Annotated in this window: 23 protein-coding genes and 1 pseudogene; 14 read left to right on the top strand and 10 right to left on the bottom strand. The window is 32.0% G+C overall.

The features are described 5' to 3' along the window. Positions 1-7: 7 nt before the first annotated feature. Positions 8-714, bottom strand: a pseudogene (gene pepE, locus AC0J6S_RS01735) (dipeptidase PepE). Between the two features lie 146 nt (positions 715-860). Between pepE and AC0J6S_RS01730 the strand changes: the two are divergent. The 8 genes from AC0J6S_RS01730 (at position 861) to AC0J6S_RS01695 (ending at position 7,295) form a co-directional block, all read left to right on the top strand. Further along, positions 861-1,616, top strand: a complete 756-nt coding sequence (locus tag AC0J6S_RS01730) for a hypothetical protein (RefSeq protein ID WP_474956309.1) — start codon at positions 861-863, stop codon at positions 1,614-1,616. Then, positions 1,606-2,334, top strand: coding sequence for a peptidase associated/transthyretin-like domain-containing protein (locus AC0J6S_RS01725; protein WP_474955155.1), 729 nt, complete (start codon positions 1,606-1,608; stop codon positions 2,332-2,334). The genes AC0J6S_RS01730 and AC0J6S_RS01725 overlap by 11 nt, the downstream gene beginning before the upstream one ends. Then, complete coding sequence (locus AC0J6S_RS01720; protein WP_474955154.1) at positions 2,321-2,527, top strand: hypothetical protein; 207 nt, start codon at positions 2,321-2,323, stop codon at positions 2,525-2,527. Before AC0J6S_RS01725 ends, AC0J6S_RS01720 begins: the two co-directional genes overlap by 14 nt. A gap of 33 nt (positions 2,528-2,560) precedes the next feature. Then, complete coding sequence (locus tag AC0J6S_RS01715) at positions 2,561-3,316, top strand: hypothetical protein (RefSeq protein ID WP_474955153.1); 756 nt, start codon at positions 2,561-2,563, stop codon at positions 3,314-3,316. Between the two features lie 80 nt (positions 3,317-3,396). Further along, complete coding sequence (locus AC0J6S_RS01710) at positions 3,397-3,900, top strand: DUF6702 family protein (protein WP_474955152.1); 504 nt, start codon at positions 3,397-3,399, stop codon at positions 3,898-3,900. A gap of 64 nt (positions 3,901-3,964) precedes the next feature. Beyond that, positions 3,965-6,208 carry a M1 family metallopeptidase gene (locus AC0J6S_RS01705; RefSeq protein ID WP_474955151.1) on the top strand — a complete coding sequence of 748 codons (2,244 nt, stop codon included), beginning with the start codon at positions 3,965-3,967 and terminating at the stop codon, positions 6,206-6,208. A gap of 110 nt (positions 6,209-6,318) precedes the next feature. After that, positions 6,319-6,720 carry a twin-arginine translocase TatA/TatE family subunit gene (locus tag AC0J6S_RS01700; RefSeq protein WP_474955150.1) on the top strand — a complete coding sequence of 134 codons (402 nt, stop codon included), beginning with the start codon at positions 6,319-6,321 and terminating at the stop codon, positions 6,718-6,720. Then, positions 6,720-7,295: a phosphatase PAP2 family protein gene (locus AC0J6S_RS01695; RefSeq protein ID WP_474955149.1), complete on the top strand. Its 576-nt coding sequence runs from the start codon at positions 6,720-6,722 to the stop codon at positions 7,293-7,295. The genes AC0J6S_RS01700 and AC0J6S_RS01695 overlap by 1 nt, the downstream gene beginning before the upstream one ends. Before the next feature lie 122 nt (positions 7,296-7,417). Here AC0J6S_RS01695 and AC0J6S_RS01690 read toward each other — a convergent pair whose 3' ends face one another. Next, on the bottom strand, positions 7,418-8,059 hold the full coding sequence (locus AC0J6S_RS01690) for an O-methyltransferase (protein WP_474955148.1): 642 nt from the start codon (positions 8,057-8,059) through the stop codon (positions 7,418-7,420). Positions 8,060-8,140: 81 nt separating this feature from the next. Between AC0J6S_RS01690 and rlmN the strand changes: the two genes are divergently transcribed. Next, a complete protein-coding gene (gene rlmN, locus AC0J6S_RS01685) occupies positions 8,141-9,184 on the top strand; it encodes a dual-specificity RNA methyltransferase RlmN (protein ID WP_474955147.1) in 1,044 nt (347 codons plus the stop codon). A 52-nt stretch (positions 9,185-9,236) separates the two neighbouring features. Here rlmN and AC0J6S_RS01680 read toward each other — a convergent pair whose 3' ends face one another. Further along, complete coding sequence (locus AC0J6S_RS01680) at positions 9,237-10,103, bottom strand: hypothetical protein (RefSeq protein WP_474955146.1); 867 nt, start codon at positions 10,101-10,103, stop codon at positions 9,237-9,239. 307 nt (positions 10,104-10,410) lie between these two features. Here AC0J6S_RS01680 and AC0J6S_RS01675 point away from each other — a divergent pair, with 307 nt between their 5' ends. The 4 genes from AC0J6S_RS01675 (at position 10,411) to AC0J6S_RS01660 (ending at position 13,934) form a co-directional block, all read left to right on the top strand. Next, positions 10,411-11,388 (top strand): polyprenyl synthetase family protein, encoded by a 978-nt coding sequence (locus AC0J6S_RS01675; RefSeq protein ID WP_474955145.1) that lies wholly within the window; start codon positions 10,411-10,413, stop codon positions 11,386-11,388. Positions 11,389-11,573: 185 nt separating this feature from the next. After that, complete coding sequence (locus AC0J6S_RS01670) at positions 11,574-12,134, top strand: RNA polymerase sigma factor (RefSeq protein WP_474955144.1); 561 nt, start codon at positions 11,574-11,576, stop codon at positions 12,132-12,134. Further along, positions 12,121-12,837, top strand: coding sequence for a hypothetical protein (locus tag AC0J6S_RS01665; RefSeq protein WP_474955143.1), 717 nt, complete (start codon positions 12,121-12,123; stop codon positions 12,835-12,837). Before AC0J6S_RS01670 ends, AC0J6S_RS01665 begins: the two co-directional genes overlap by 14 nt. 32 nt (positions 12,838-12,869) lie before the next feature. Further along, a complete protein-coding gene (locus AC0J6S_RS01660) occupies positions 12,870-13,934 on the top strand; it encodes an ATP synthase subunit B family protein (RefSeq protein ID WP_474955142.1) in 1,065 nt (354 codons plus the stop codon). Between the two features lie 87 nt (positions 13,935-14,021). Here the strand turns inward: AC0J6S_RS01660 and AC0J6S_RS01655 are convergent, their stop codons facing one another. From AC0J6S_RS01655 to AC0J6S_RS01635, 5 genes are all read right to left on the bottom strand, one after another. After that, positions 14,022-14,621, bottom strand: coding sequence for an ATP-binding protein (locus AC0J6S_RS01655; protein ID WP_474955141.1), 600 nt, complete (start codon positions 14,619-14,621; stop codon positions 14,022-14,024). Next, a complete protein-coding gene (locus tag AC0J6S_RS01650; protein ID WP_474955140.1) occupies positions 14,618-15,733 on the bottom strand; it encodes an ATP-binding response regulator in 1,116 nt (371 codons plus the stop codon). The genes AC0J6S_RS01655 and AC0J6S_RS01650 overlap by 4 nt, the downstream gene beginning before the upstream one ends. Further along, positions 15,720-16,406, bottom strand: a complete 687-nt coding sequence (locus AC0J6S_RS01645) for a sensor histidine kinase (RefSeq protein ID WP_474955139.1) — start codon at positions 16,404-16,406, stop codon at positions 15,720-15,722. The genes AC0J6S_RS01650 and AC0J6S_RS01645 overlap by 14 nt, the downstream gene beginning before the upstream one ends. 5 nt (positions 16,407-16,411) lie before the next feature. Next, positions 16,412-17,731 carry a PAS domain-containing protein gene (locus tag AC0J6S_RS01640; RefSeq protein WP_474955138.1) on the bottom strand — a complete coding sequence of 440 codons (1,320 nt, stop codon included), beginning with the start codon at positions 17,729-17,731 and terminating at the stop codon, positions 16,412-16,414. A 225-nt stretch (positions 17,732-17,956) separates the two neighbouring features. Next, positions 17,957-19,120, bottom strand: coding sequence for an IS4 family transposase (locus tag AC0J6S_RS01635; protein WP_474953884.1), 1,164 nt, complete (start codon positions 19,118-19,120; stop codon positions 17,957-17,959). 128 nt (positions 19,121-19,248) lie between these two features. On the opposite strand from AC0J6S_RS01635, the gene AC0J6S_RS01630 reads away from it, so the two are divergent. Continuing rightward, positions 19,249-20,007: a response regulator transcription factor gene (locus tag AC0J6S_RS01630; RefSeq protein WP_474956308.1), complete on the top strand. Its 759-nt coding sequence runs from the start codon at positions 19,249-19,251 to the stop codon at positions 20,005-20,007. A gap of 1,132 nt (positions 20,008-21,139) precedes the next feature. Here AC0J6S_RS01630 and AC0J6S_RS01625 read toward each other — a convergent pair. Together AC0J6S_RS01625 and AC0J6S_RS01620 are read right to left on the bottom strand one after the other, a co-directional pair. Continuing rightward, positions 21,140-21,520, bottom strand: coding sequence for a response regulator (locus AC0J6S_RS01625; protein WP_474955137.1), 381 nt, complete (start codon positions 21,518-21,520; stop codon positions 21,140-21,142). A 9-nt stretch (positions 21,521-21,529) separates the two neighbouring features. Beyond that, entirely contained in the window at positions 21,530-25,060 is a 3,531-nt protein-coding gene (locus AC0J6S_RS01620; RefSeq protein WP_474955136.1) for a PAS domain-containing sensor histidine kinase, read from the bottom strand. Positions 25,061-25,134 lie beyond the last annotated feature (74 nt).

Here is a 25,134-nt window from a genome sequence, read left to right as displayed (position 1 = left end):
TGTAAAATCATTTTACAAAATTCAATTCAGTTCCAGGTTCTAATTCTTCAGGAATTTGATTTTGTCGAAACAATCGTGCTTTCAAATTGCCTTTCAAAGTAATCGAATCTCCTTTTACGTCTAGCCAACTGCCTTCTCTCAGTCCTAAAACCGGAACAGTATTAAATGCATGATATTCTTTAATTCGGGTTTCTCGTGTTTCGCCCATGTGTGTCGAAGTATTGTCTGGGTCTAAATAGTGCGGATTCAAATTGAAAGGAATTAATCCAAGAGTTTTAAAACTTGGCGGATAAACTATCGGCATGTCGTTTGACGTTTGCATTGTTAATCCGCAAATGTTACTTCCAGCACTGGTTCCTAAATAAGGAGTCCCATTTTTTACAACTTCCGAAAGGGTTTCCACCACATTATTCTTATATAATTGTGACACGAGAACAAAAGTGTTTCCGCCTCCTGTGAAAATTCCTTCGGCATTTTTTATCGCCTCTGCGGGATCTTCAAATTCGTGAATTCCTATCACTTTTTTATTTATTTTGGCGAAAGCCAAGCGCACCATAGAGGTGTATTCCTCATGCGAAATACCGCCAGGTCTGGCGTAAGGAATAAAAAGAATCGTTTCACAATCCTGGAAATGCGTTGTAATTCCGGTAATAAATACTCCAGATAATCCTCGTTTGCAAGCGTTGAGGTACTTGCGATTAATATGTTTTTCATTTATGGTGCATAATTTGTGCTAAAGGTATTAAATCAGTCTTTTTTAATTCAAGTTTTTAATTAACATTTTTTTACCAACCCATTAGTAATTAATTTGGAATGCATTAAGATACTTTTACGAGGCGTCAATAATGACTGTTTGAGTGATGATTAGAATTGTTTATTTATTTTTGGCTTTTGCTGCAACAAATGTTCTGTCACAAGAGGTGCTCCGAACGCAATTAAACGGAAAAGTGACTGCTGATGTTTCGGTTTTGGAAGGTATTTATGTTATAAATAAAAAAACCGAAAAGTCTTCAATTACTGATCGTGACGGAAATTTTTCTATTCAGGCAACTGCTGGAGATACGTTACTATTTACCGCGTCGCAATTCAAGGAAACTACATTACTTTTGATGCAAGATCATTTTGCTCAGGGAATTCTTTATGTGAAACTCACGCCAATAGTGAATCAATTGCGGGAAGTGATTGTTCGAAATGGGATTAATGCATCTTCATTAGGTATTATTCCTAGAGGTCAGAAAACGTATACTCCGGCTGAACGCAAATTGTATACGGCCAGTGATCTTAATGCTTCAGCAAATGCGGGTAGCATGATGGGAGGATCAGTTTCGGCGGATCCATTGTTAAATTGGATTTCGGGAAGAACTAAGATGTTGAAAAAAGAAGTTGAGATTGAAAAGAAAGAATCCTATTTAAGACAGTTAGAGAATTTGTTTACTGCCGATTACTTTGTGAGTAAATTAAAAATACCTTCTGAATATGTAAAAGGATTTGAGTATTACAGCATCGAAAATGAACGATTCGTAAATGTTTTAAAATCTAAAAATGTTACAATGACTACTTTTTTGATAGGAGAATTAGCAACAAAGTATAAAGAAATAATTTCCAGTGAAAATTAAAAATACGCTACAGTTAATATTCCTTTTATTGGTTCAAGTTACTTTTGGACAGACCAATATTACGAAGGAAATTCGAGGAAAAATCACCGCAGATTCTGTTGCAGTGGATCGCATTAATATTGTAAATATATCAACAGAAAAAGCTACGGTTTCAGATGCTAATGGCTTTTTTACAATCCCCGTAAAAGAAGGCGATGTTTTGGTCTTTACAGCCGTAAATTTAGAGGCTCTTCGCCGGAAAATTACTAAACAGGATTTGGTAGAGGAAGTTATTACGGTCCAGATGATTCCTAAAAGTATTATTTTGAAAGAAGTAATAGTGAATGAATCATCTATTACTGCGGAGAGTTTAGGAATTATTCCCTACGGTCAAAAGAAATACACACCTTCTGAAAGGAAATTATACACAGCAACTTCTGGTGGCGGAATTGACGGGCTATTGAATACGATATCTGGGAGAAAAGCCATGTTGAAAAAGGAAATTATTGTAGAAAAGAAAGAACAGCTTTTGGCTAGAATTGATGTGCTTTTTGAGGATAAATATTATACGGAAACATTAAGAATTCCTTCAGATTATATCAAAGGATTCCAGTATTATTGTGTTGATGATGGTGTGTTTGCAAATGCGTTGCGTGCAAAGAACAAAACATTGATTATGTATTTAATCGTGAAACTTGCTGAGAATTATAACGAAATTATTGCCCTTGAAAATAAATAACATTTTATGGGGAACGTTCTTTATGATTTGCCAAATTTCTTTTGGACAAACTCTCGATGAAAAGCTGGTAAAAGGAAAAATCATGGCAGATTCTGTTGGTGTAAATGGAATAAATATCTTAAATTTAATAAACGGAAAAATAACGCAAACAAATAATGCTGGAGAAGGCTTGTATTTATTCTCGGAGGGTTAAATGTCTAAATTAATTACAGTAAAACAATTTCAGATGAAAACTAAAATAAAAATAATGTGCTTCCTTTTCTTTTGCCAACTTTCTTTTGGCCAAAATGAAAACAGAAAATCACTGCACGGTCAGTTTGTAAATGAATTAACTTTGGTGGATAACGGTTATGTTTTTAATCTGAATTCGAAAACAAGAACCTTCATCAGCAATCAAGGTTTTTTTGATATTTTGGCGAAAGCCAAAGATACGTTGCTGGTTTCTAGTCCTTCTTTTAAGTCTAAGAAAATCGTGCTTCAAGAAAAGGATTTTTTAAAAACGTTGTTTGTGATCAATTTAGAGGCGCAAACCACACTTTTGAAAGAAGTAATTGTAAAAGGTAAAATGGACATAAAGCCAGCTATCAGTAATTCTCAGTCAATCGTGGATACGCAATTTACGGATGATGCGAAATCTTCGCCAGTAAACAGAACCATGCCTTCGGACGGAACTATAGAAAACGGAATGGATTTTGTTAGAATATTTAAAATGGTTTCCAAAGTGTTTAAAAAAGATTCTGCCGAAAAAGCAGGATTGAATGCACAAGTAGATTTTTCTGATACCGTTTCTAAAGGGTTGGATCGCTATTTTTTTACCAATACCTTGAAGTTGAAAACTGAAGAAATTGGTCTTTTTCTGGATTATTGCGAAAATGACCCAATATCAAAAAATCTATTGAAAGAAGAAGATGAGTTTTTACTAATCGATTTTTTAATCACCAAGAACGAAGAATTTAAAAGAATCACTACTTTGCAAAAATGAAATCGCCATGATTCCAGAATACAAATAGGATTGAAGAATGGCGATACCATTTTCCGATAAAAAACAAATAGAATCTTCGAATGAAAAAAACAATCTTAATTACTTTCTTTGGATTACTATTATTAACGTTGACCTCTTTTAGTGTTCATAAATTTTATGTGGCATTGTATCAGGTAAATTACGCTCCAGAGAAAAAAATGCTTCAAATCACGACTCGTATATTCGTAGACGATTTAAATGCCGCCGTTGGAAAAAAGTATAGTAAGAAAATCAAATTAGGTTCAGAAAATGAATCTGTTGATGATGTAAATTTTTTGAAAAAATACTTCAGCGAAAAATTTTATATCAAAGTAAACGGTCAGACCAAACCGATACATTTTTTGAGCAAAGAAATGGAAGGCGATGTGCTCATTTGTTACTTCAGCATGAAAGAAATTCAAAAAATAAATGCGCTGGAAATCTATAATTCCGTAATCACTGAAGGCAATTCAGAGCAGCAAAATATAATGCATTTCAATGTTTCGGGAGTCAAAAACACGTTGCTTTTTACGGAGTCTTCATCCAAGGGAATGTTAAAATATTAATTAATTTAGAAAAATATACTTAAAATTATTATTTTCACCCATTGAAATAACCAGATTTCCACCTATGAAAAAATTATCTTTATTATTGTTTTTTCCTGCATTGTTATTTGCACAGGAAAAAACAGTGCCGGTAACACCAAAACCAACCGGGAAGTACGACACCAATAAGTTTAGCCAAATGTATGATTTGTTAGCCACGCCTAATATGTTTCGTACCGCTTCAGGAGCTCCAGGTCCAGCTTATTACCAACAACAAGCTGATTATAAAATCAATATTGAGCTTGATGACAAAAATTCTAGATTAAGTGGTTCAGAAACCGTTACGTATTATAATAATTCCCCAGATACTTTAGAATATTTATGGGTGCAGTTAGACCAAAATCAAGCTGCTAAAAACTCACAGACTCCATTGGCTGAAAGCCAAAGAATGGAACAGGTTTTTCCCGCAGGAAACTTTGCTAATAAATTTTTGAAAGAAGAATTAGAACGCGGATTCAATATTGAGTTCGTCAAAGATGCTAAAGGAAATTCATTGTCCTATACCATCAATCAAACCATGATGCGCATCAATTTGGTAACGCCAATGAAACCGGGAGAGAAATTTTCTTTTGCAATCAAATGGGCGTATAATATCAACAACTATAGAGCAGAAGGCGGTCGTTCAGGATATGAATTATTCGAAAAAGACGGAAACAAATTATATGTAATTGCTCAGTTCTATCCTAGAATGGCGGTTTATAATGATGTAGAAGGATGGCAGAATATGCAGTTTTGGGGAACAGGAGAATTTACGTTGCCTTTTGGGAATTTTGATGTAAATATTACCGTGCCTGCAGATCATGTCATGGAAGCAACAGGAGAGCTGATGAACAGAAGCGAAGTATTTACTCCGGAACAAGTGAAAAGATATGAACTTGCAATGAAATCCTACGATAATCCGGTTGTTATTGTAACACAAGCGGAAGCAGAAGCTAACGAAAAAGGATTCTCTGATAAGAAGAAAACATGGAAATTCAGCGCTAAAAACGTAAGGGATTTTGGTATTGCTACTTCTAGAAAATTCATTTATGATGCAATGGCAGTTAAATTAAGTGAGAAAACAGTAATGGCAATTTCAGTTTATCCTAAAGAGAGTAATCCTTTGTGGGGAGAAACCTCGACAAGAACTGTTGCGCACACTTTAAAAAGTTATTCTGCACACACATTTGATTATCCTTATCCAAAAGCAGTCTCGGTATCTGCGGAAGATCAAGGTATGGAATATCCTATGATTTGCTGGAATTATGGTCGTCCTGATGAAAAAGGAGTGACTAGCGATCGTATTAAAAATGGTATGATTGGAGTAGTGGTGCATGAAGTAGGACACAATTTCTTTCCTATGATTGTCAATTCTGATGAGCGTCAGTGGTCTTGGATGGATGAAGGTTTGAACACTTTCATGCAATACATGGCTGAACAAGAAATGGGAATAAACTTTCCTTCCAGTCGCGGTCCTGCAAGTAAAATTGTTCCTTATATGAGTGGTGATCAAAAATTCTTGGAACCTATTATGTCTAACTCTGAAACAATAGTTCAATTTGGTGCAAACGCTTATGGTAAGCCTGCAACAGGATTAAATATTCTTAGAGAAACGATTATGGGAAGAGAACTGTTTGACCATGCTTTCAAAGTATATGCAAACCGATGGAAATTCAAGCATCCTACTCCAGAAGACTTTTTTAGAACGATGGAAGATGCATCTGCAGTAGATTTAGACTGGTTTTTTAGAGGATGGTTTTACTCTACTGATTTTGTAGATATAGGTGTGAAAGAAGTAAAACAGTATTACGTATCTGAAACGGCAACTAAAGAACTAAAGGATGCAACGGTAAGAAGAGGACGTTTTGGTCAGGAAAAAGGACCTTTCGTGTATTTAGTTCCTGGAACCAGCGAGGAATTGTCCGCTAAAGAGAAGAAGGCATTAGCCATTTCAGATATGAATCTATTGTCGGAGTACGTAAATAAAAACTTTACTGCTGATGAAAAAACAAAATTAAAATCGCCTAAATATTTCTACGAAGTAGAGTTCAATAAGCCGGGAGGAATGTTAATGCCAATTATTGTTGAGTTAACGTACGAAGATGATTCAAAAGAAACATTTAAATATCCAGCTCAAATTTGGAGAAAAAATAATGATACTGCTAAGAAAGTGTATGCAACTGAAAAAGCAATCAAAAAAATCCAAGTTGATCCAAAGTTAGAAACTGCTGATATTGATGTGGCGAATAATACTTGGCCGAAAGAAGAAGTAAAGTCCAAATTCGACTAAAAAATAAAACTTGTAAAAGGAAGACTCTGAAAAGAGTCTTTTTTTTATGAAAAAATTAAAAGTCAAAGATTCAAAATTTAATATCTTTGTAACAATCAAAAATAAAAAATATGTTTGGTATAGGTGGAGGAGAATTAATTTTTATCATGTTTATAGTACTCATGCTTTTTGGGTCAGATAAAGTTCCGGAAATTGCCCGCACCATGGGTAAAGCAATGGCACAATTAAAAAATGCAACGAATGACATTAAAAGTGAAATCCAAAAAGGGGCTGAGGCAAACGGATTCGATGCGAAAACATTGACCGATTTTAGGGGGAATATTACCTCTGAAATCAATAAAGCGAAGGAAAATTTGTTGGGCGATACATCTCAATTTACGGATATAACTGGAAATATTACTTCCGAAATTAATAAAGCTAAAGACAGTTTATTGGCAGACACAAGCGCTCCTATTGAAACTACTAAAGAAGTAATAGAAGATATTACAGGGCCTATAAAACGTCAGATTTAATGCTAGAAAATTTACTTTCCTTAGATACGGAATTATTTGTGTTTTTAAATGGTTTAGGATCAGAAAAATATGATGGTTTGTGGTCATTCATTACTAAACAAAGCAACTGGATTCCCCTTTTTTTACTTTTGCTGTATGTGATTTTCAAAAAACTTGGAGCAAAACAAACACTCTACTTACTGCTATTTGTAGCGGTATTGGTCACGTTTACAGATCAAATGACCAATGTATTCAAAAACGGATTTCAACGCCTGCGACCGTGTAATAATCCTGAAATAAAATCCTTCATTCGCATCGTTCAATTCAGAGGATCTTTTAGTTTTTTCTCGGGTCACGCCTCGAATTCGATGGCTGTTGCAACATTATTATATTTTACTTTAAGACAGTATTTCAAATATTTTTGGCTGTTGTTTTTATGGCCTTTCATCTTTGCTTATAGCAGAATTTATCTTGGATTGCATTATCCATTAGACATTTTATCAGGTTATTTATTTGGATTTACCTCGGGTTTTTTGATGTATAAAGTATACAAAATGGCCCAACAAAAGTATTTTCCGTTACGGTCAAAGGATTAGGAGCCATTTCCTGCTCTACGCTGTATCTTTTTCTTGTGATTCTTCCTTGGGTCAGAATAACAAGAAAAAGGATGTCGCTCCCATCAGGGCTAGGCAGTTGTTTTCGAAAGAAACAGTTGATTTTACAACACTCTACTCACTGTCAAACCATCACGAATAGGCAATAAAACGGTTTCTACCCTAGGATCATTTGCCAGCAATTGATTGTATTCCAATAATATTTTTGTGCTCAAATCTTTTGGGTTCAACGGTTCCAGAACTTTCCCGCTCCACAACACATTATCCGATAAAATAATCCCGCCTTTATTCATTTTTGGAACAATCAATTCAAAATAGTTGAGGTAATTTTCTTTATCGGCATCAATAAAAACTAAATCAAATTTGATGTCCAGTGTTGGAATAATGTTAACGGCTTCTCCTAAATGCTGGAAAATTTGTTTTCCCCAAGGTGATTTGTCAAAATGCTTGCGCTGAAAATCAACTAATTCTTCTTTGATGTCAATCGTGTGTAATTGTCCGTTCTCCTGCATGCCTTCGCACAAACACAACGCTGAATAACCTGTGTAGGTACCAATTTCCAGAATATTTACTGGTCGAATCAATTTAGACAACATACTCAAAACCCGCCCTTGAAAATGTCCGCTCAACATTCGCGGCAGCAGAATTTTTTGGTAAGTTTCTTTGTTCAAAGCCGCCAATAAAGGGGGTTCTTTTTCAGAATGTTGCTCGATATAATCTTCTAATTCTTGGGAAATGAAATGCATTATTTGAATTTTTTTCAATTGAGAGCAAAGTTATCAAATTATCAAATCAACAAATCAACAAATTGTCATTAAATTTGCACCATGGAAATCGAGAAAAAAGACATACGATCCTTATCAAAAGAACAACTACGAGATTTTTTTGTTGCAAATGGCGATAAATCTTTTCGTGGTAATCAAGTTTACGAATGGTTGTGGAGTAAAGGTGCACATAGTTTTGAGGATATGACTAATGTTTCTAAAGGAACACGGACTATGCTGGAAACGCATTTTGTTATCAATCATATCAAAGTGGATACTATGCAGCGCAGTGAAGACGGAACCGTAAAAAACGCTGTTCGTTTGCATGATGGTTTGGTTGTCGAATCGGTTTTGATACCTACAAATACCAGGACTACCGCTTGTGTTTCCAGTCAGGTAGGTTGTAGTTTAGATTGTAACTTTTGCGCTACAGCGCGATTGAAAAGAATGCGAAATCTGGAACCGGCAGAAATTTATGATCAGGTAATTGCCATTGATAAAGAAAGTCGTTTGTATTACAATCATCCGTTGTCGAATATTGTTTTCATGGGAATGGGAGAACCGCTTATGAATTATAATAATGTGTTGAAGGCAATTGAAATGATTATTTCGCCGGAAGGTTTAGGAATGTCGCCTAAACGTATTATGGTCTCGACTTCGGGAGTTCCTAAAATGATAAAGAAATTAGCAGACGATGACGTGAAATTCAAGCTTGCCGTTTCATTACATTCAGCAATTGATGAAATTCGTTCTCGAATTATGCCGTTTAGCGCTAATTTTCCTCTGGCGGATTTACGCGAATCGTTAGAATATTGGTACCGAAAAACCAAAAGCAAAATCTCCTACGAATATGTAGTTTGGAAAGATATCAACGACAATAAAGCTTCAATAGATGCTTTAGTGAAGTTTTGTAAATACGTTCCCTGCAAAGTGAATCTTATCGAATACAACCCAATCGATGATGGAGAATTTCAACAAGCTTCGGAAGAATCTATAAATGCATACATAAAAGCACTGGAATCGAGCGGAATTGTGGTCAAAGTACGAAGAAGCCGCGGAAAAGATATTGATGCAGCTTGCGGACAATTAGCCAATAAAGAAGCATAAAAAAAGCATTAAGATTTAAACATCTTAATGCTTTTTGGTTTAAATACAGCTTTTATTTTTGAAGAATGATTTCGGTTGTAACGCCATTTATTGTTAGCGTTGCGAGATTGTCGCACACTCCATTTCCAAAATTTAATACTCCCTCAGAATCATTTTTAGTTATAGTAACAACTCCGCTCACTGGAAACGGTAAACTACAAGTCATCACATAACGCAAAGGAGTGGTAATTGTTTTTACTATACTGTTTCCGTCAGGTAAAGTTGTTGTGCTATTTCCCGTCACCAGAAAAACATTGTCATCCCAGATAAGAGGTGTTCCATAACCTTCGACGGTTTCTTTAACTTTAGTGCCTGTTCTTGTATATATTTTTCCGTCATCAAAGGTAATTTTCATATCAACGGTAAAAGTCATTACGGGATGAACCTCCGCTAGTAAGGCCGTACTTTTTAATTCGTAACTGATTGTTTTATTGCCTTGAAGAAGTTTGTTATTGTGATAAAAGTCGACAAAAGTATAAGAAATAGTTCTTATGGGACTGGTAAAATCAGTAGAAAAGCTAATAATTATTTTTCCTTTTACTAAGTTTCTATTTGGAAGTAAACAACCTTCCGTTCCAAAATCAATTGTTCTAGTCCAAATTCCGTCTGCTAATACTGTTGTAATGGTTGCGCAGGTGGGTAAAAAACCTTTTGAAGTTGCGCTGGAAATATTGGATGAATTTTGTTGAGCGGTATATTGATCTTCGACAATGAATACCACATCATCAATAGCGATATCAATTTTTGATTCGTTCGCTACATCCGCTGTTGTGAGGATCGGAGACGAATTAGGATCATTATCATCATTATTATTAGAATCACAACTAATAAAAAAACTTAGCATTATAAATGCTATACCTGAGAAAATTTTTGTTTTCATGACATATAATTTTTGATTTATACTAATATTTAAAAGTAATCCAATTGTATTATTTGATTTTATTATATGCTTAAAACAGCGGGGTGATCCTCTAATAATTTTAAAGGTTTTAGAGTTAATAAAACGGTTTCTAACGAATTGGGGAATATTAAGTATTTGTACAGATTTAAAAAACAAAATTGTTTGTAGGTTATTCAATTTTGCGTTGTCTTTCACATAAAATTAATTAAAAAAATCATTTCAGTTTTAAATTCTATGTTAAAATATGTATTAACTATTTTATTTAAAACTGTATCTTTGAATTCTAATGAATGTTACTTCACAAATAAAACAGCCCATCTTTGACGAAATGGAACTTTTTGAAAAAAAGTTCTACGAATCGATGACTTCACAAGTGGCTTTGTTAAATAGAATCACCTATTACATCGTCAACAGAAAAGGAAAACAAATGCGTCCTATGTTTGTTTTTCTGACGGCCAAAATGGTTTCTGACGGAATTGTAAATGAACGAACGTATCGTGGCGCTTGCGTTATCGAGCTGATTCATACTGCGACATTGGTTCATGATGATGTAGTGGATGACAGCAATCGCAGAAGAGGTTTTTTCTCCCTCAATGCGCTTTGGAAAAATAAAATTGCTGTTTTGGTTGGGGATTATTTATTGTCCAAAGGTTTATTACTTTCCATAGATAATGGAGATTTTGATTTACTCCGAATCATTTCTGTCGCTGTTCGCGAAATGAGCGAAGGCGAATTACTTCAAATTGAAAAAGCCCGAAGACTCGACATCACGGAGGATATTTATTATGAAATCATTCGGAAAAAGACAGCGACACTTATTGCTGCCTGTTGTGCTCTTGGCGCAAAATCCGTTATAGAAGATGAAGTTCAGGTAGAAAATATGCGCAAGTTTGGAGAACTCATTGGGATGGCTTTTCAAATAAAAGATGATTTATTTGATTATACTGATGAAGCCATTGGGAAACCAACCGGGATTGACATCAAAGAACAAAAAATGACGTTGCCTCTTATTCACGTTTTGAATACATGTACTTCAAAAGATAAAACATGGCTTATCAATTCCATAAAAAATCATAATAAAGATAAAAAACGTGTCAAAGAAGTTATTGCTTTTGTAAAAAACAATAACGGTTTGCTTTATGCCGAACAAAAAATGGTCGAATTTCAGCAAGAAGCTCTTTTATTGCTGGATAATTATACAGACTCGGAGTTTAAAGACGCACTGATCTTAATGGTCAATTATGTTATTGAAAGAAAAAAATAGCATCATTTTGTCATTCTGACGAAGGAAGAATCTCAGTGAACGATATTTTTTTAAATTAATTTTATTGCTATGCAACCTTTTTGCATTGTCAATCGTCTATGCTAATAGAAGTCAGATTCACTATCAAAAATAAATTGCAATCGCAGTGAAAATATTGAAATTGAATTTAGCCATTGCATTTATTTATGAAAGTAATCAGCTTACATCACGAGGAAAATGAACTAATCCAGTTAGCTGTCGAAAACAATCGGCTGGCGCAACAGCAGATTTACACCCAATTTTCTCCAAAAATGTTAAGTGTTTGCCGCCAATACATAAAAGACATTCATCAGGCCGAAGATATCATGATTACCGCTTTTATGAAAGTGTTTACGAATCTGAAGAATTTTCAGCACAAAGGAAGTTTCGAGGGTTGGATCAGAAGAATTATGATCAACGAATGTATTTCTTTTATCCGAGTTGAAAAAAAATTGAAATATATTGAAGATGAAACCTATTTTGAAGAAAGTTTCAATAATATCGAAAGCCAATTCGCAATAGCCGACATTCAATTTTTAATAGACAGTTTGCCGGATGGTTATAAAATGGTTTTCAATTTATATGCGATTGAAGGATTCAAACATCACGAAATTGCCTGTATGTTAGGGATTAATGAAGGAACATCAAAATCACAATTGTCACATGCCAGGAAAATGTTGCAAGCACAGCTTAATACCTTAAAAAATTACGAGTATGGAACCGAATAAATTAGAAACACTGTTCAAAGAGCAATTGAATTCTAGGGAGATCAAACCGTCAGAATTGGCTTGGAGCAAACTGGATGCAATGATTACAGCGGCTGACCCGAGCAATAGCGAACAGGCGAAGCAAGAACCAAAAACAAAGTTTCCTTGGTTGTTTATGGCGGCAAGTTTTGTTGGATTTCTTTTAATTGGAACAGTTTATTTTGGTCAAAAAGGAAATGCAATTGAATACAAGGGAAATGAGGTTGTTATTCAGAATTCAGTTGCTCCAAAAACTACTGTTGTTCCAGAGAGTACTATAAGACTTATGGAGGAGGAGAAAGGCTTGGTCGACAATGTTGTGTCAAAATCAACTTCTGGAATTAACAAAACTCCAGTTTTAGAAAAAAAATCGATAATCGTTAACAAGAATTCAAATCAAAATCAAGTAGCAGAAGTTTCAATCAATAATCAAAAAACAGAACAAAAATTAATCAAATCACAAGCTAGCAATATTACAGTTGACGAACTGTTAGCAGTTGCAAGAAATCCTTCAAAAAAGGAGAATCAATTAAACCAAAAACCAGTTGTACATGTAAATGCAAGTAATTTACTCTCGCAGGTTGATGGAGAATTAGAGCTTTCCTTTCGAGAAAAAGTAATTAATAAAGTAAACAAGAATTACCAAACCGTAAAAGTTGCCTTAGCCAATCGTAACTTAGAATAAAAATCATCAATCACCTTTAAAATCAAATTATCATGAGAAATTTTACCATTTACTTAGTAGTGTTGTTGTGTTTTTTTGCAAGTAAAATGCTTGGACAGGAAACATTTGAAAAACGAGCGAAAGAAATCGCTTCAAAAATTGAAGCCATTACAAAAGAAGAAAAAGCGATTTTAAAAGCTGAAATTGAAGAGGTTTATCTTCAATTAGAAAAAGGAACAATAACTAAAGAGCAAGCCGATTTGAAAAAACAACAACTTGCCCAAGCTAGAGCAACAATAATTGAAAGTAAAATAGCCTTTGCTCAAAACGAGTTGAATGATTTAGTGCAGCAAAAAGTAGATGGAAAAATACTAGAAGAATATCAGCCTAATACATTCATTATAAATTATTCAAAAGCTAAAGGAGTAAAAAGTGAACAATATCAGAAAAAAACAGATTCTATAGTTGCTAATTATTCTGAGAAAAGAACAACCTCGCAATTTGTTTTTGCTGCAGGGTTGAATAATGTGGTAACTAATAAAAGTGTTGAAAAATCAAACTTCAGGTATTTAGGTTCTCATTTTTATGAATTAGGAGTTTCTTATAACAGCAGAATTGCAAAAAACAACAATTTGCTTCATGCTAAATACGGCTTGTCCGTAATGTACAATAATCTTCGTCCTACCGATAATCGCAGTTTTGTAATCAATGGTAATCAAAGTAATCTTGTTGTTAATCCTATTGATATCAGTGATTCTCGTTTCAGAAATGTATATTTAGTTGCGCCAGTTCATTTAGAATTTGATTTTTCGGGTAAAAAAACGAAAGAGGACAAGCCATTTTTCAGAACGCATGAAAGTGTTCGTTTTGGAATAGGTGGTTATGCAGGAATCAATTTGAAATCAAAGCAAATTATCAAATATGATGACAATGATTTGAAAGCTACTGAAAGAACCAAAGGGGATTTTAATACCAGTAATTTTATTTATGGTTTGAGTTCTTATATTGGATATAAATCGACTAGTTTGTACCTGAAATATGATTTGAACCCTTTGTTTAAAGATAATTTGGTAAAACAAAACAACGTTTCTTTAGGACTGCGTTTTGATTTCAATTAGAAATTGTTTTAGTTAGTTTTATACTTTGAGAAGCACTTTGAAAGAAGCGCTTTTTTCGTATTAAATAAAACTTGCCTTAAATTATAATTAATCGATTTCTGTGTTACTTAAAGGAAGAATCACAGAAACTACAGTGCCTTCATTTTTATTCGTTTTAATTTCAAATTTTCCTTTAAATGTTTTTACTATTTTTTCACAAATAAGTATAGCTAGTCCTTGACCTTTTTTTCTCTTTTTTTTAGATTGAAGTTTCTTTTTATGAGTTGGATTAGCGGCTCCGATATTAAATCCATTTCCAAAATCTCGAATAACAATGATATATTCATCATCAATTTTTTTTCCTGAAATAAGTACTTTCGCATAACTCTCTGAGAATTTCAAAGCATTGTCTATTAATTCATACAAAATATAAAAATAATAGTCTTTATTTATTTTCAAATTAACGGCATCTACATCGTACATAATTCTTTTTTTAGCAGTGCTAGAAGGTTTGCAAATTTTTTGTAGTACTTCAAGGTAAATATTCAAAGATTCTGTGCAATCCTCTCTTGAGGATATAATGGGTTCAGTTTTAAGTTTTGATGCAATTTTAAATTTCGCATTTCTCTTTTTGCGTTTTTTTATCTTTAAAAATGTTGAATGCAAAATACCAAGCTTATCTTCTACATGTTTTGAGATAGTATTCATTTGTTGTTTTTAATATTTTTTGAAATTAATCGCATTTTTTTGCATAAAGGCAGCAATATCTTAATAGTTGTGCCTTCATTTTCTTTTGAAACAATAGTGAAAACACCATTTGATTTTTTTATAATAATTTTGCTTAAAAAGAGACCTAATCCTAATCCTTGCTGCTCTCTTTCTTCCCGATTGAACTGTTGAGCAGCACCTATTTTATTTAGTTCCTGTTCAGTGAAGCCAATCCCGAAATCCCTGATCACTAATTCATAATATTCATCATTGAACCGTTCTCCAGAAACAATAACGACTTTGTTATTTGAAGAGAATTTTAAGGAATTATCGATTAATTCAAAAAATATATACTGTAAATGCTCTTCACTGATTTTAATCGTTGCTTTATCAATTTCAAAACTGATTCTTTTTTCTTGATCTTTATGAATTTTAAAAATTGATTCTTTTGTTTTTAAAAATACATTTAATATTTCAGAACTCGAATTGGGACTAAATTCGGTGGAGTTGTTTTTAAGATTTTGATAAAGAATTATATTTTGCATGGTTCTGTTTAATCGCTCACCTGATATTTTAATCGATTCATAAAATGCGGATATTTCTTTTTTGTCTAGTTTTTCTTGATTTTCAATTAGAAGCTCAATTGGTCCTAAAATTCCATTTAGTGGGGTATTGATTTCATGTAAAAAAACCTTTTTTTTACCCAGATATAAATTACTATGAGAATTCTTTATTTTTTCAAATCGTTCTAGCTTTGATTCTATAATAGATATTAATTCTTTTATTTTGAATGGTTTAGCGATATAGTCATCAGCGCCTTCCAACAAGCACTTTCTCATTAGATTGCTTTCTTTTTTTGCAGTCAAAAAAATAAAGGGTATAGAGTTCAAAGAATTAATATCTTTTATTATTTCAAGTAATGTACTACCATCTATAACTGGCATCATTATGTCACAGATAATTAAGTCTGGTGTCCAATATTCTAATAAGTCTAATGCTTCTTGCCCATTACAGGCAGATTTGACGTTGTAATTCTGATAGATAAGTAGCTCGCTAATAGTTTCTCTTAAATTTAATTCGTCATCAACTAAGAGAATTTTAGTTCTGTTCATATGGGAAAATTAATTTTATTGTTGTTCCAAAATTTTCTTTGGTTTTCAATTCTATTTTACCGTTTAAAAAAACTGTAAATTGTTTTACAATTGCTAAACCCAGACCGGAACCAATTATGGTACTTGTATTTGAAGCTCTAAAAAAAGAGGTGAAAAGATATTGAATTTCATTCTCGGGTACTCCAATTCCAAAATCAGTTACTTCTATTTCAATTTCGTTCTCTAAATAGGATATGCTTATGAGCGGATTAGGTTTGCCGGCAGAGTATTTAAATGCATTGCTGATTAAATTTGTTAAAATATGGGTCAACAATGTTTCATCAGTATGAAAAACTTTTTTTTTGCCTTTTATTTTTATTTGAATCTTTCCTTTCTCAAGCGCTTTATTAAAATAGGTGTCAACTAATATTTTAAGGAATGTATTAAGATTGATTTTTTTAACTTCTTTTTTAATTTTTTTAGATTCATACTTCCCAAAAATTAAAATATTATTCATTAATTTAGTCATTCGGTCTACTTCTTTTTTTATTCTGGAAGTAGTGTTTTCAACGGAATTGACTATTTTCTTATCAAGATGATTTGTTTTTAGATCAATAAGTTCCGCATTTGAATAGATAACAGTTAACGGAGTTCTAAATTGATGTGATGCCATTGAGACAAATCTTGATTTCATTTCATTTAACTCTCTCTCTCTCTTTTAAGAGCAGTTTTGATTTCTTCTTCGGCTTTAATTCGCTCACTAACATCTCTGCTGGAAGTTTGAACTCCTATGACAATATTCTCTTCATTTAAAATATTTCTTGCGGAGGTTTCTAACCAGATATAAGTGGTATCTTTCTTTCTAAATCTATAAGTTAATATTTTAGGTTTCGAATCATTAATGAAGTTTTTTTGAGCATGGCTTATCCGTTCGTAATCATTTGGATGGACAAAGTCAAAAGCTATTTTATTCAGCATCTCATCAGGTTCATATCCTAAGATTTCCTTAATAGAATTTGAAACATAGGTATAACTTCCATCAATAGTATGTTGGCAAATTACATCAGAGGTATTATCAGCAATAAATCTAAATTTTTCTTCTGACAACTCCAGTTGTTTTTCTTTTTCTTTAATTTCGCTGATGTCGATATAGGTTCCAATAATTTTTATGGGTCTGCCTTGTTTGTTTTTTTTTAATAAACCGGAATATTTTACCCAAACAGTATGTCCATCTTTATGAATCATTCTTGCTGTTCCATAATAATTTAGGGATTTTTCAGATATGAAGTTTTCTAAATCTATTGCAATTTGCAGGAAATCTTCCGGATGAGTACTGTTTTTCCAAAATTCAGTATCATCTGTGATTTCATCGTTTGTGTAACCTAATATTTTTACCCAATTATAGGAAAAAACATGTTTATTGGTGTGAATAAATAATTCCCACATAGCTTGATTAGAACCTTTCATGTAGAAGTCAAATTTTTCTAAAGTAGCTTCTAATTTTAAAATGGTTTTGTCTTGATTGAGACGGAGCCCAATATTTTTTGAAACGGTATGTAAGGCATATACTTCTTCATCCAGCCATTTTCTTTCCGTTTTGCAATCATCATAACCAATCCATCCCCAAAAGAGATTGTTGGAAAAGATTGGAGTGAATAAATAGGATTTTATGCCTTGCATTTCCATAAGTTCCCGGAAATAATCATTTTTACTATCTTTTACAAGTCCATGAAGAGGTTCGTTTTTTACTAATGTTTCATAAAGTCCTGGGAAAGCTTCATAGGTAAGGCCGCTCAGATCTGGACTATCAATGTAAGGTTCAATATCGTTATTGCACCATTCATGGGTATAGTAAAGTTTTAGCCCGTCATTATCATATCGATTTTTAAAAATATAACATCTGTCAATTTCTTGGGTTTTGCCAATATCAGTAATACAAAAATTTATTGCATCGTCGATTGAATCCTCTTTTAAAAGATGAGTATTCGCTTTTGAAATGCTCAATAAAATATTTTTCATTGATTTACTAATGTTTAAATTACTTAAATTATGTTTTTTATAAAATGAAATAATAAATAAGCCTGATTCCTTTGAAGAAATAAAAAAAAATAAAGGTATTTTAATTTTAATTTTGGAGTAATACAAGTACTTATAATTTAAATAAAAAAATCAATAAGTTAAAATGAAAATAATTAGATTAGTAAAATGAGAAATCAAAAAATAAAAATAGTCACTAGTGTCCACTTAAAATAAGTTGAAAACCAGCTGGTTAGAATCAAGTTCATTGACATTATTGTAATCTGATTTCATAAGTAATTCATTTACAGGTGTTTTATCAAGTAATGATGCTGATAAAATTTGTAGAATTTCGTAGATGGAACGATTGATTTTTAAATCTTTTGCAATTATTGACACCAAGCAATAAGTTATTATTGCGATGTTGATTTGTATGCGAACAGCATTTTCTGTTGTACCCCAAAAGGTCTTAACTTTCAGATGTTGTTTAATCCATTTGAAGAATAATTCAATCTGCCAACGCTGTTTGTAAAGCAAAGCAATTTGCTCGGCTGACAAGTCAAAATTATTAGTCAAAAAGATTATGGTTTTATTATTTTCAGCATCAAAGAACTTCACTTTTCTAATCTTTTCGGGATAATCTTTTGAAGTATAAAAGCCGTCTATTTTCCCTGTTTGGTCATAAATAACCCCAGTAGATTTATCCGTTTTTTTAGAATACATTCTTTTGAATTTTAAATTTGATTTTGCCCTGACTACAAAATAAGCAGTTGATTTTGTGATTTGATAAAGCCTTAAATAATCAACATAAGCACGGTCAAAAATATAGTAAGCAAAAGGTTCGTAATTGATGATGTCCATAGCATTAACATCGTGCACATTTGCCTCTGTGATGTGAATAAATACTGGGATTTGTGTGTTAATATCAAAAAGTGTGTGGAGTTTTATTCCTGCTTTGGTTTTTCGAAAATGAGCCCACCAAAACACACTCAAACACAAGTCAATAGTTGAAGAATCAAAAGCATAAATATTACCTTTTATTTCAAAACTATCGTTGCAGTTTTTTTCTTGGGCAATCAATATTAAATGGTTGGCAAAGTCTTCAAATATTTTATAATTACGATTTTCATTTGCCTTGGATAAGTTGCTTCGAGTTACATTTTTTCCAAATCCTAAATGATACGATTTTGATTGATGTGCTTCGATAACAGTTATCAAATCTCGCAAGCTTTCACGAGAGGATAATTGACCAAAAAGCATACATAAAAGTTGATTCCAACAAGTAAAATGTTTAACACTTTTATTACCATTATATTTTGTTACAAGTCTATCAAAAACACGTTGTGGTAGAAATTCAACCAATTGAGAAAAGACATATTTGCCGTGATTCATTTTCGTAAAGTTAATTTACGAACATAAGAATTCAATTCAAATCGTCACGCTCTAAAATGAGACTTAAAATACAGATTTACAATAATTTCAAAGAACTTTTTTTAATCTATAGTGGACACTAGTGAAAAATAGTATTAATTGAAGATGATAAAGCGCTTGGAAATTCGATTTTAGAATTATTGATTCTGAGTGATTTTGAAGTAAAATGGATAAAGGATGGTGGGAAAGCTTTATTGTATTTTCAAAAAAACATTCCAGATGTCATTATAAGTGATTTAATGATGCCTATTATGGGTGGCGAAGAACTGTTTTTAAGAATTAAGAAAGATATTAAATTTAAAACAATTCCGTTTATTATAATTACTGCTAATATGGATGATGATATAAAATTCAGGCAGTTAAAAAATGGAGTAAATGATTTTATAATGAAACCCTTTAAAGTAAAGGAATTGGTCTACAAAATAAAAAATGTTATTGAACTTAAAAAAAATATAGAAAAGAAATATATTCCTGATCCGTTTTCAAAAGTTACTATTAAATTATCCGAAAAAGATTTTTTAACCTCATTAAATGAAGTTCTTATTAAACATTTAAAATCAAAAATTGATATGAATGAATTATCAAGTAAGCTTTTCATAAGTAAATCAACATTAGATAAAAGAGTGAGGAAACTCACGAATAAAAATGCGAGCCAATACATAAGAGAGTTTAAATTAGAATATGCTATTAAACTCATTGATTTAGGAGAAAGAAATGTGCAATATTTAGTTGATGAAACGGGATTCAACTCATTCTCTTATTTTTCTACTAGCTTTAAATCATATCTTAATGTAACTCCTCGGGATTATATTAAATCTATCCAAAATGAAAAACAGTTGTTGCTTTAAAAGTTTGTAAATACAAGCTGAATAAATAATTTAAAATCAAAAAAAAACACTCTTTTAAAGAGTGTTTTTTTTTGATTTTAAATTAGTAGCTCTTTTTTTTAAATCAGCAGTAATAAAAAAATCAATTCTAAAGAAATAGATTATTTTTCTTCAAAAAAAAAGTAATGTTTATAATTTTAAAGGATCTTTTAACGAAACTTAAAATAAGACCGTCTCAATCGGAATGGGATGATTTAAGCGAATTGTTTCCTGATAATAAGGAAACAGTAACAGAAAACGACATAGTTATGTTAAGTCTCTTTGTTATTGCAATCGGATTGATCGTAGTTGTCTTTATTGTAGGAATTTCTATTTAGCTAAGAGTATCGAGTATGTGTATAAATGCTATTATAAAGGAGCGTTTAGTTTTTAAAAAGAATAGTTGACTTTTTTTTGTGATATAAATTATTGGTACTTTTTTTTAAGCTATTACTAAAAATAGAGTTTAATATAATTTGAGAATCTATTTTTACAAAAGATTTGGGGATCTTCTTGCCAGGCAGCTTACTTAAATGTCTATTAGGGGCAATAAACTACTCTTTTGTAGGGGTAGGCTGTTTTGGTAAGATTCTTTTAATTAATAAAAGGTAAATGAATACAAATTGTACAACTACAACAAAAACCGAAAAAATTTAGAGGAGAATTCTCTTTTGTAATTTTAGATTCCAAAGTAATTTTAAAAATTGTGATGCATTAATGACCTTAAATCAAATTTCAAATAGTAGGTTAATAAAAAAAAGAGATTTTACAGCCAATATTATAGTTTTAGTATTTTCGGTTTTATTTTATGTAATGGTTTTACAACCTTTATATTTAAGGATTATATTCGAATCTTTAATTTTAGCACTAAATTTAATTTCTGCAGTGAGTTGCACAAAGAATTATTCTTATAGATTATTGATAAATAAAACTGATTATGATTTTAACGAAATAATTGTCAGTAAAGAAAACCTTCACTTATCCAAAATATTTCTTTCTAAATTTCCAGCCTCTGTAATATTAAAAACCAAAGTTAAATAGGGGTTTTAACTTGATAAACAGAGCTTTAAAAAGCACTTTGCACAATTACAAGTATGAAATAGGAAATTATTAATTATCTGTTTGAATTAAAAGTATTGGCTAATTCTGATTCAATGATGCTTTTTAATTCTTTAAAAATAAATGGCTTTTTTAAATATGCTTTAATTCCTAAAGCATCACCTTTTTTTTGATCTTTAAGTTCTATTCTGGCAGTAAGAAAGATCACTGGGATATTAGAGTAATCAGAAATTTTGTGTTTTTCCATGAATCCGTATCCGTCAAGGATAGGCATCATAATGTCACAGAGGATAAGATCAGGTGTAAATTGCTGGACTTTTTCTAATCCTTCAATTCCGTCCTGAGCATCGAGGACATCGTAACCGGCGTAGGAAAGTAATTCGCAGATAGTTTCTCTCAGTCTTAGTTCATCGTCAATAATCAATATTTTAGCCATCGTTTTTAATTATTTTATTAAAGGAAATGTCATGGTCACTTTTGTGCCTTTTCCTAATTCGCTTTCTAATGCAATAGTTCCTGAATTTTTTTCAGTGAATGTTTTAGCGATATATAATCCTAAACCAGTTCCTTGAAAACCATCTGTATTACTTGCTCTGAAAAAAGTGTTGAATAATTTAACGTGGTCTTCTTTAGGAATACCAATACCAAAATCAATAATTTCAAGGACAATTGTATCACTCGTTGAAGAAAGATTAAGAATTACCTCTGCAAATTTTTCGGAATATTTAAAAGCATTATTTAAAATATTAAGAATAGCATATTCCATTAGCTTTTTGTCAGCATTAACTGTGAAAGTTAAGCCATTAAAATTTGTAATCACCATAGGAAGATTTAGATTATTTAAATAGTTGTTGTCAACTATTTCAAGACAAAACTCTTTCAAATCAAACAATGAAGGGTTGAAATTAGTCTTTCCGGAATCGTCTTTAGAAATGGTTAGTACATCATTCATTAGTGCAACTATTCGATCGATCTCCTCAGTAATAATCGTAACTCGTTTTTGTAAACGATTTCCGTTTACTACATTTTGATTTTCTAAATACATAGATATTAATTCCGCACTAGTTCTAATTGTAGTCATAGGCGTTCTGAATTCATGAGAAATTGTGGATACTAAATTGGTGCGTAATTCATTTAATTCTCTTTCTTTTGCAAGTGCTTTCTCAATTGCTTCTTCGGCTATTTTTTTAGAAGTTACATCTCTTGAACTTGTTTGAATTCCAATTAGAATTTTGTTCTCTAAAATTAAATTTGTTTTTATTTCAATCCAAATGTATTCATTATTGCTTTTTTTAAACCTTGCAATTACCGGCTCATCCATTCTCAGTGTAAGGAACTTATCCATTTTTTTTTGAAGATAATTTTTATCTTCTGGATGAGCATAATCCAGGGGGAATTTTCCTAGTAATTCGTCGGAAGAATACCCTAGCAAATTTCGTATTGATGGGGAAATATACTTAAAAGTTGTATCTGCATTATGTAAACAAACTAAATCAATAGTATTATCGGCTAAAAGACGATACATGTTTTTCGCCTCATTTAACTGACTAGTTTTATTCCTGTTATTTTCATCAGTTAACACTTTGTTTTCCTCTTCGATTTTTTTTCTTTCGGTGATGTCTATTACCTGGACGATATAATACTTAATTTCATTCTTATTGTTTTTTGCTGACGAAACAGACATGTGTGCCCATATGATAGATTTATTTTTATGAATGAACCTTTTTTCTGAACTGAAGTTAGAGATCTTTCCGGTGTCTAATTTTTCTTTATAGTCCAAATCAATAGTCAAGTCTTCGTAATGAGTGATTTCTTGGAATTTTAGGCATTTCATTTCTTGATTTGAATAACCAAGCATTTTACAAAGTCTTACGTTCGTTTCTGTATAATAACCATCTAGATTAACCAAAGCCATTCCTACTGCTGAATTCTCAAAAGCTCCTTTAAATTGTTCTTCACTTTGCTGTAATTCATCTTTTAATTTCTTCTCTTTCGTGATGTCTTGCATGGCTCCAATCATTCGGATTGCCTTACCTTCATCGTTTCGTATAATAACGGCCTTGTCTTTTACAAAGGCATAAGTTTTATCTGATTTTAGATAACGGTATTCTTCTGTCCATCTATAAACATCTGTATTTATGGCTTTTTCTGCAGATGCAAAATAGTTTTCTCTGTCTTCTGGATGAATATAATTCTCACATTCTTGACCTGTTATAATGTTATTCTCAAATTGATGTCCAAAAAGAATAGAATAACTTTCTCCAACAAATATTTCATCCGTAATCATATTCCAATCCCAAAGCGCATCTGAAGTCGCTTTACTGGAATAGGTAAAACGCTCATTGCTGATTTTTAAGGAATCTTCTGCATTTTTTTGTGCTGTTATATCATTAAAAGAGCATATTACATAGAGTAATTCATTAAGATCTCCAAATACTGGTATGGCATCAACCAATAACCAAACCAAATCGTTATGCGTTGGCCGATGAACGCCCATTACAATATTGTTTATTGGCTTCAACTTTTGTATCGCCTGCGGTACAGGATGTTCATCTGGTTGGAAAGGTGAACCATCGATATGAATTACTTTCCACTGCGCATCAAAAGAGGTTTTACCATGAAGTTGATCTTCGGTAAGTCCTAACATTTCGCAAGCTGCTATATTATTTTCTAGAATTTCTGATTGCGGTCCTTGAACTAAAATCCCAACAGCTACATTTTGGAGAATACTGGCAGTAAGTTGTCGGCTTTTGAGAATTTCCTCTTGAATTTTTTTTCTATCTGTTAAGTTAACACTAAAACCGATCATCATTTTAAAACTTCCATCATCATTAAAAACTGGAGTAAATTTTCTGTCATGGTACGTAATGCCATCAACTTCAGAATGTAAAGTTTCTTCCCAAAATGATGTTTTCTCTTTTTGCAGTGCTTCAAGAAATTTTCCTCTTCTACTTTTAGCGATGGAGGGATCTCGTTGCATATGTTGTGCATATTCAAAATCGTCTTTTCCAATTATGAATTTGCGCAACTCTTCATTTTTGATTGCTATTGGATTTACATAGATGTATTTGTGATTAGAGTCAAATACTACAACATCGGTTGGTAAATTATTTAATATGGTTTCATAGAAATTTTTTTGTTGCAGTAGCTTCTGTTCGACCTCAATATGTTCAGTAATGTCTCTACAGTTTCCTGTAAAAATTGGAGAGCCATTTTTTTGTGCTAATTTCAAACGTGTTTCATGCCAAACATAGTGCCCTTGTTTATGTTGTATTCTATAGATTAATTCACCTTCATTTTCTCCGGTTTTAATGACTTTATCTAAAAATGCAATGCAATTTTCTAAATCTTCAGGGTGTAAAAAGGAAGCGTTGCTTTTGCCTAAAACATCTTTGATCTCGTGACCTAAATGTTTAGTCCAGTTATCTGAAACATAGCTAATTATTCCTTCTAAATTGATCTCATAGATAATTTCATTTGAATTATCAATAAACAGTTGTAATTGATTTTCTTGCTGTTTAATTGTTTCTTGTAATTCCTTGTTTTCAATATGTAATTTCAATAAAGATTGAATTTGTTGTACAGCATGATCCAGATATTTTAACTGTATTGAGGAAAGCTCTTTCGCCTTTGTGTCCATAATACAAATAGTTCCGATAACTAGATTTTCATTAAGACATATTGGAAACTCAGCGAAAAAATTTACTAAGTTTTCGGATTGATTAGAAACATCATTATTAATATCTGAAACGATTTTAATTTTATTTTGCTGAATAATAGTTTCATTAAATGCTATTATATTAGGTAAGATAGGTGTAAGATCTAAGCCTATTTTTGCTTTCACTGTTAGGCCAGTTAAATCAATTAATGATATAAAGACACAAGGGATTTCACATATTTCCGATACAAATAATAGAATACTATTGAATTCTTGCTGAAAATCTATGGTATCGAATGATTTTATTAAATTCTGCATTATAGACAGAGGTTTTTAAAGTAATTGTTTATGTAGCAATAAATTGGAATGTAGATTTGGGGAATCAATTACAA

The sequence above is a fragment of the Flavobacterium sp. TS_SC_5 genome, from assembly GCF_056156265.1.
The sequence above is the reverse complement of the archived record's forward strand: the minus strand, read 5'-3'. Positions and strand labels throughout refer to the sequence as shown.

Coding starts and splice junctions, on each gene's coding strand:
- AC0J6S_RS01660 (WP_474955142.1), top strand. CDS start 12,870: ATGAGAAATTTTACCATTTACTTAGTAGTGTTGTTGTGTTTTTTTGCA.
- AC0J6S_RS01625 (WP_474955137.1), bottom strand. CDS start 21,520: ATGGCTAAAATATTGATTATTGACGATGAACTAAGACTGAGAGAAACT.
- AC0J6S_RS01695 (WP_474955149.1), top strand. CDS start 6,720: ATGCTAGAAAATTTACTTTCCTTAGATACGGAATTATTTGTGTTTTTA.
- AC0J6S_RS01675 (WP_474955145.1), top strand. CDS start 10,411: ATGAATGTTACTTCACAAATAAAACAGCCCATCTTTGACGAAATGGAA.
- AC0J6S_RS01670 (WP_474955144.1), top strand. CDS start 11,574: ATGAAAGTAATCAGCTTACATCACGAGGAAAATGAACTAATCCAGTTA.
- AC0J6S_RS01705 (WP_474955151.1), top strand. CDS start 3,965: ATGAAAAAATTATCTTTATTATTGTTTTTTCCTGCATTGTTATTTGCA.
- AC0J6S_RS01650 (WP_474955140.1), bottom strand. CDS start 15,733: ATGAACAGAACTAAAATTCTCTTAGTTGATGACGAATTAAATTTAAGA.
- AC0J6S_RS01620 (WP_474955136.1), bottom strand. CDS start 25,060: ATGCAGAATTTAATAAAATCATTCGATACCATAGATTTTCAGCAAGAA.
- AC0J6S_RS01710 (WP_474955152.1), top strand. CDS start 3,397: ATGAAAAAAACAATCTTAATTACTTTCTTTGGATTACTATTATTAACG.
- AC0J6S_RS01680 (WP_474955146.1), bottom strand. CDS start 10,103: ATGAAAACAAAAATTTTCTCAGGTATAGCATTTATAATGCTAAGTTTT.
- rlmN (WP_474955147.1), top strand. CDS start 8,141: ATGGAAATCGAGAAAAAAGACATACGATCCTTATCAAAAGAACAACTA.
- AC0J6S_RS01635 (WP_474953884.1), bottom strand. CDS start 19,120: ATGAATCACGGCAAATATGTCTTTTCTCAATTGGTTGAATTTCTACCA.
- AC0J6S_RS01700 (WP_474955150.1), top strand. CDS start 6,319: ATGTTTGGTATAGGTGGAGGAGAATTAATTTTTATCATGTTTATAGTA.
- AC0J6S_RS01640 (WP_474955138.1), bottom strand. CDS start 17,731: ATGAAAAATATTTTATTGAGCATTTCAAAAGCGAATACTCATCTTTTA.
- AC0J6S_RS01730 (WP_474956309.1), top strand. CDS start 861: ATGATTAGAATTGTTTATTTATTTTTGGCTTTTGCTGCAACAAATGTT.
- AC0J6S_RS01645 (WP_474955139.1), bottom strand. CDS start 16,406: ATGAAATCAAGATTTGTCTCAATGGCATCACATCAATTTAGAACTCCG.
- AC0J6S_RS01715 (WP_474955153.1), top strand. CDS start 2,561: ATGAAAACTAAAATAAAAATAATGTGCTTCCTTTTCTTTTGCCAACTT.
- AC0J6S_RS01690 (WP_474955148.1), bottom strand. CDS start 8,059: ATGCATTTCATTTCCCAAGAATTAGAAGATTATATCGAGCAACATTCT.
- AC0J6S_RS01655 (WP_474955141.1), bottom strand. CDS start 14,621: ATGAATACTATCTCAAAACATGTAGAAGATAAGCTTGGTATTTTGCAT.
- AC0J6S_RS01665 (WP_474955143.1), top strand. CDS start 12,121: ATGGAACCGAATAAATTAGAAACACTGTTCAAAGAGCAATTGAATTCT.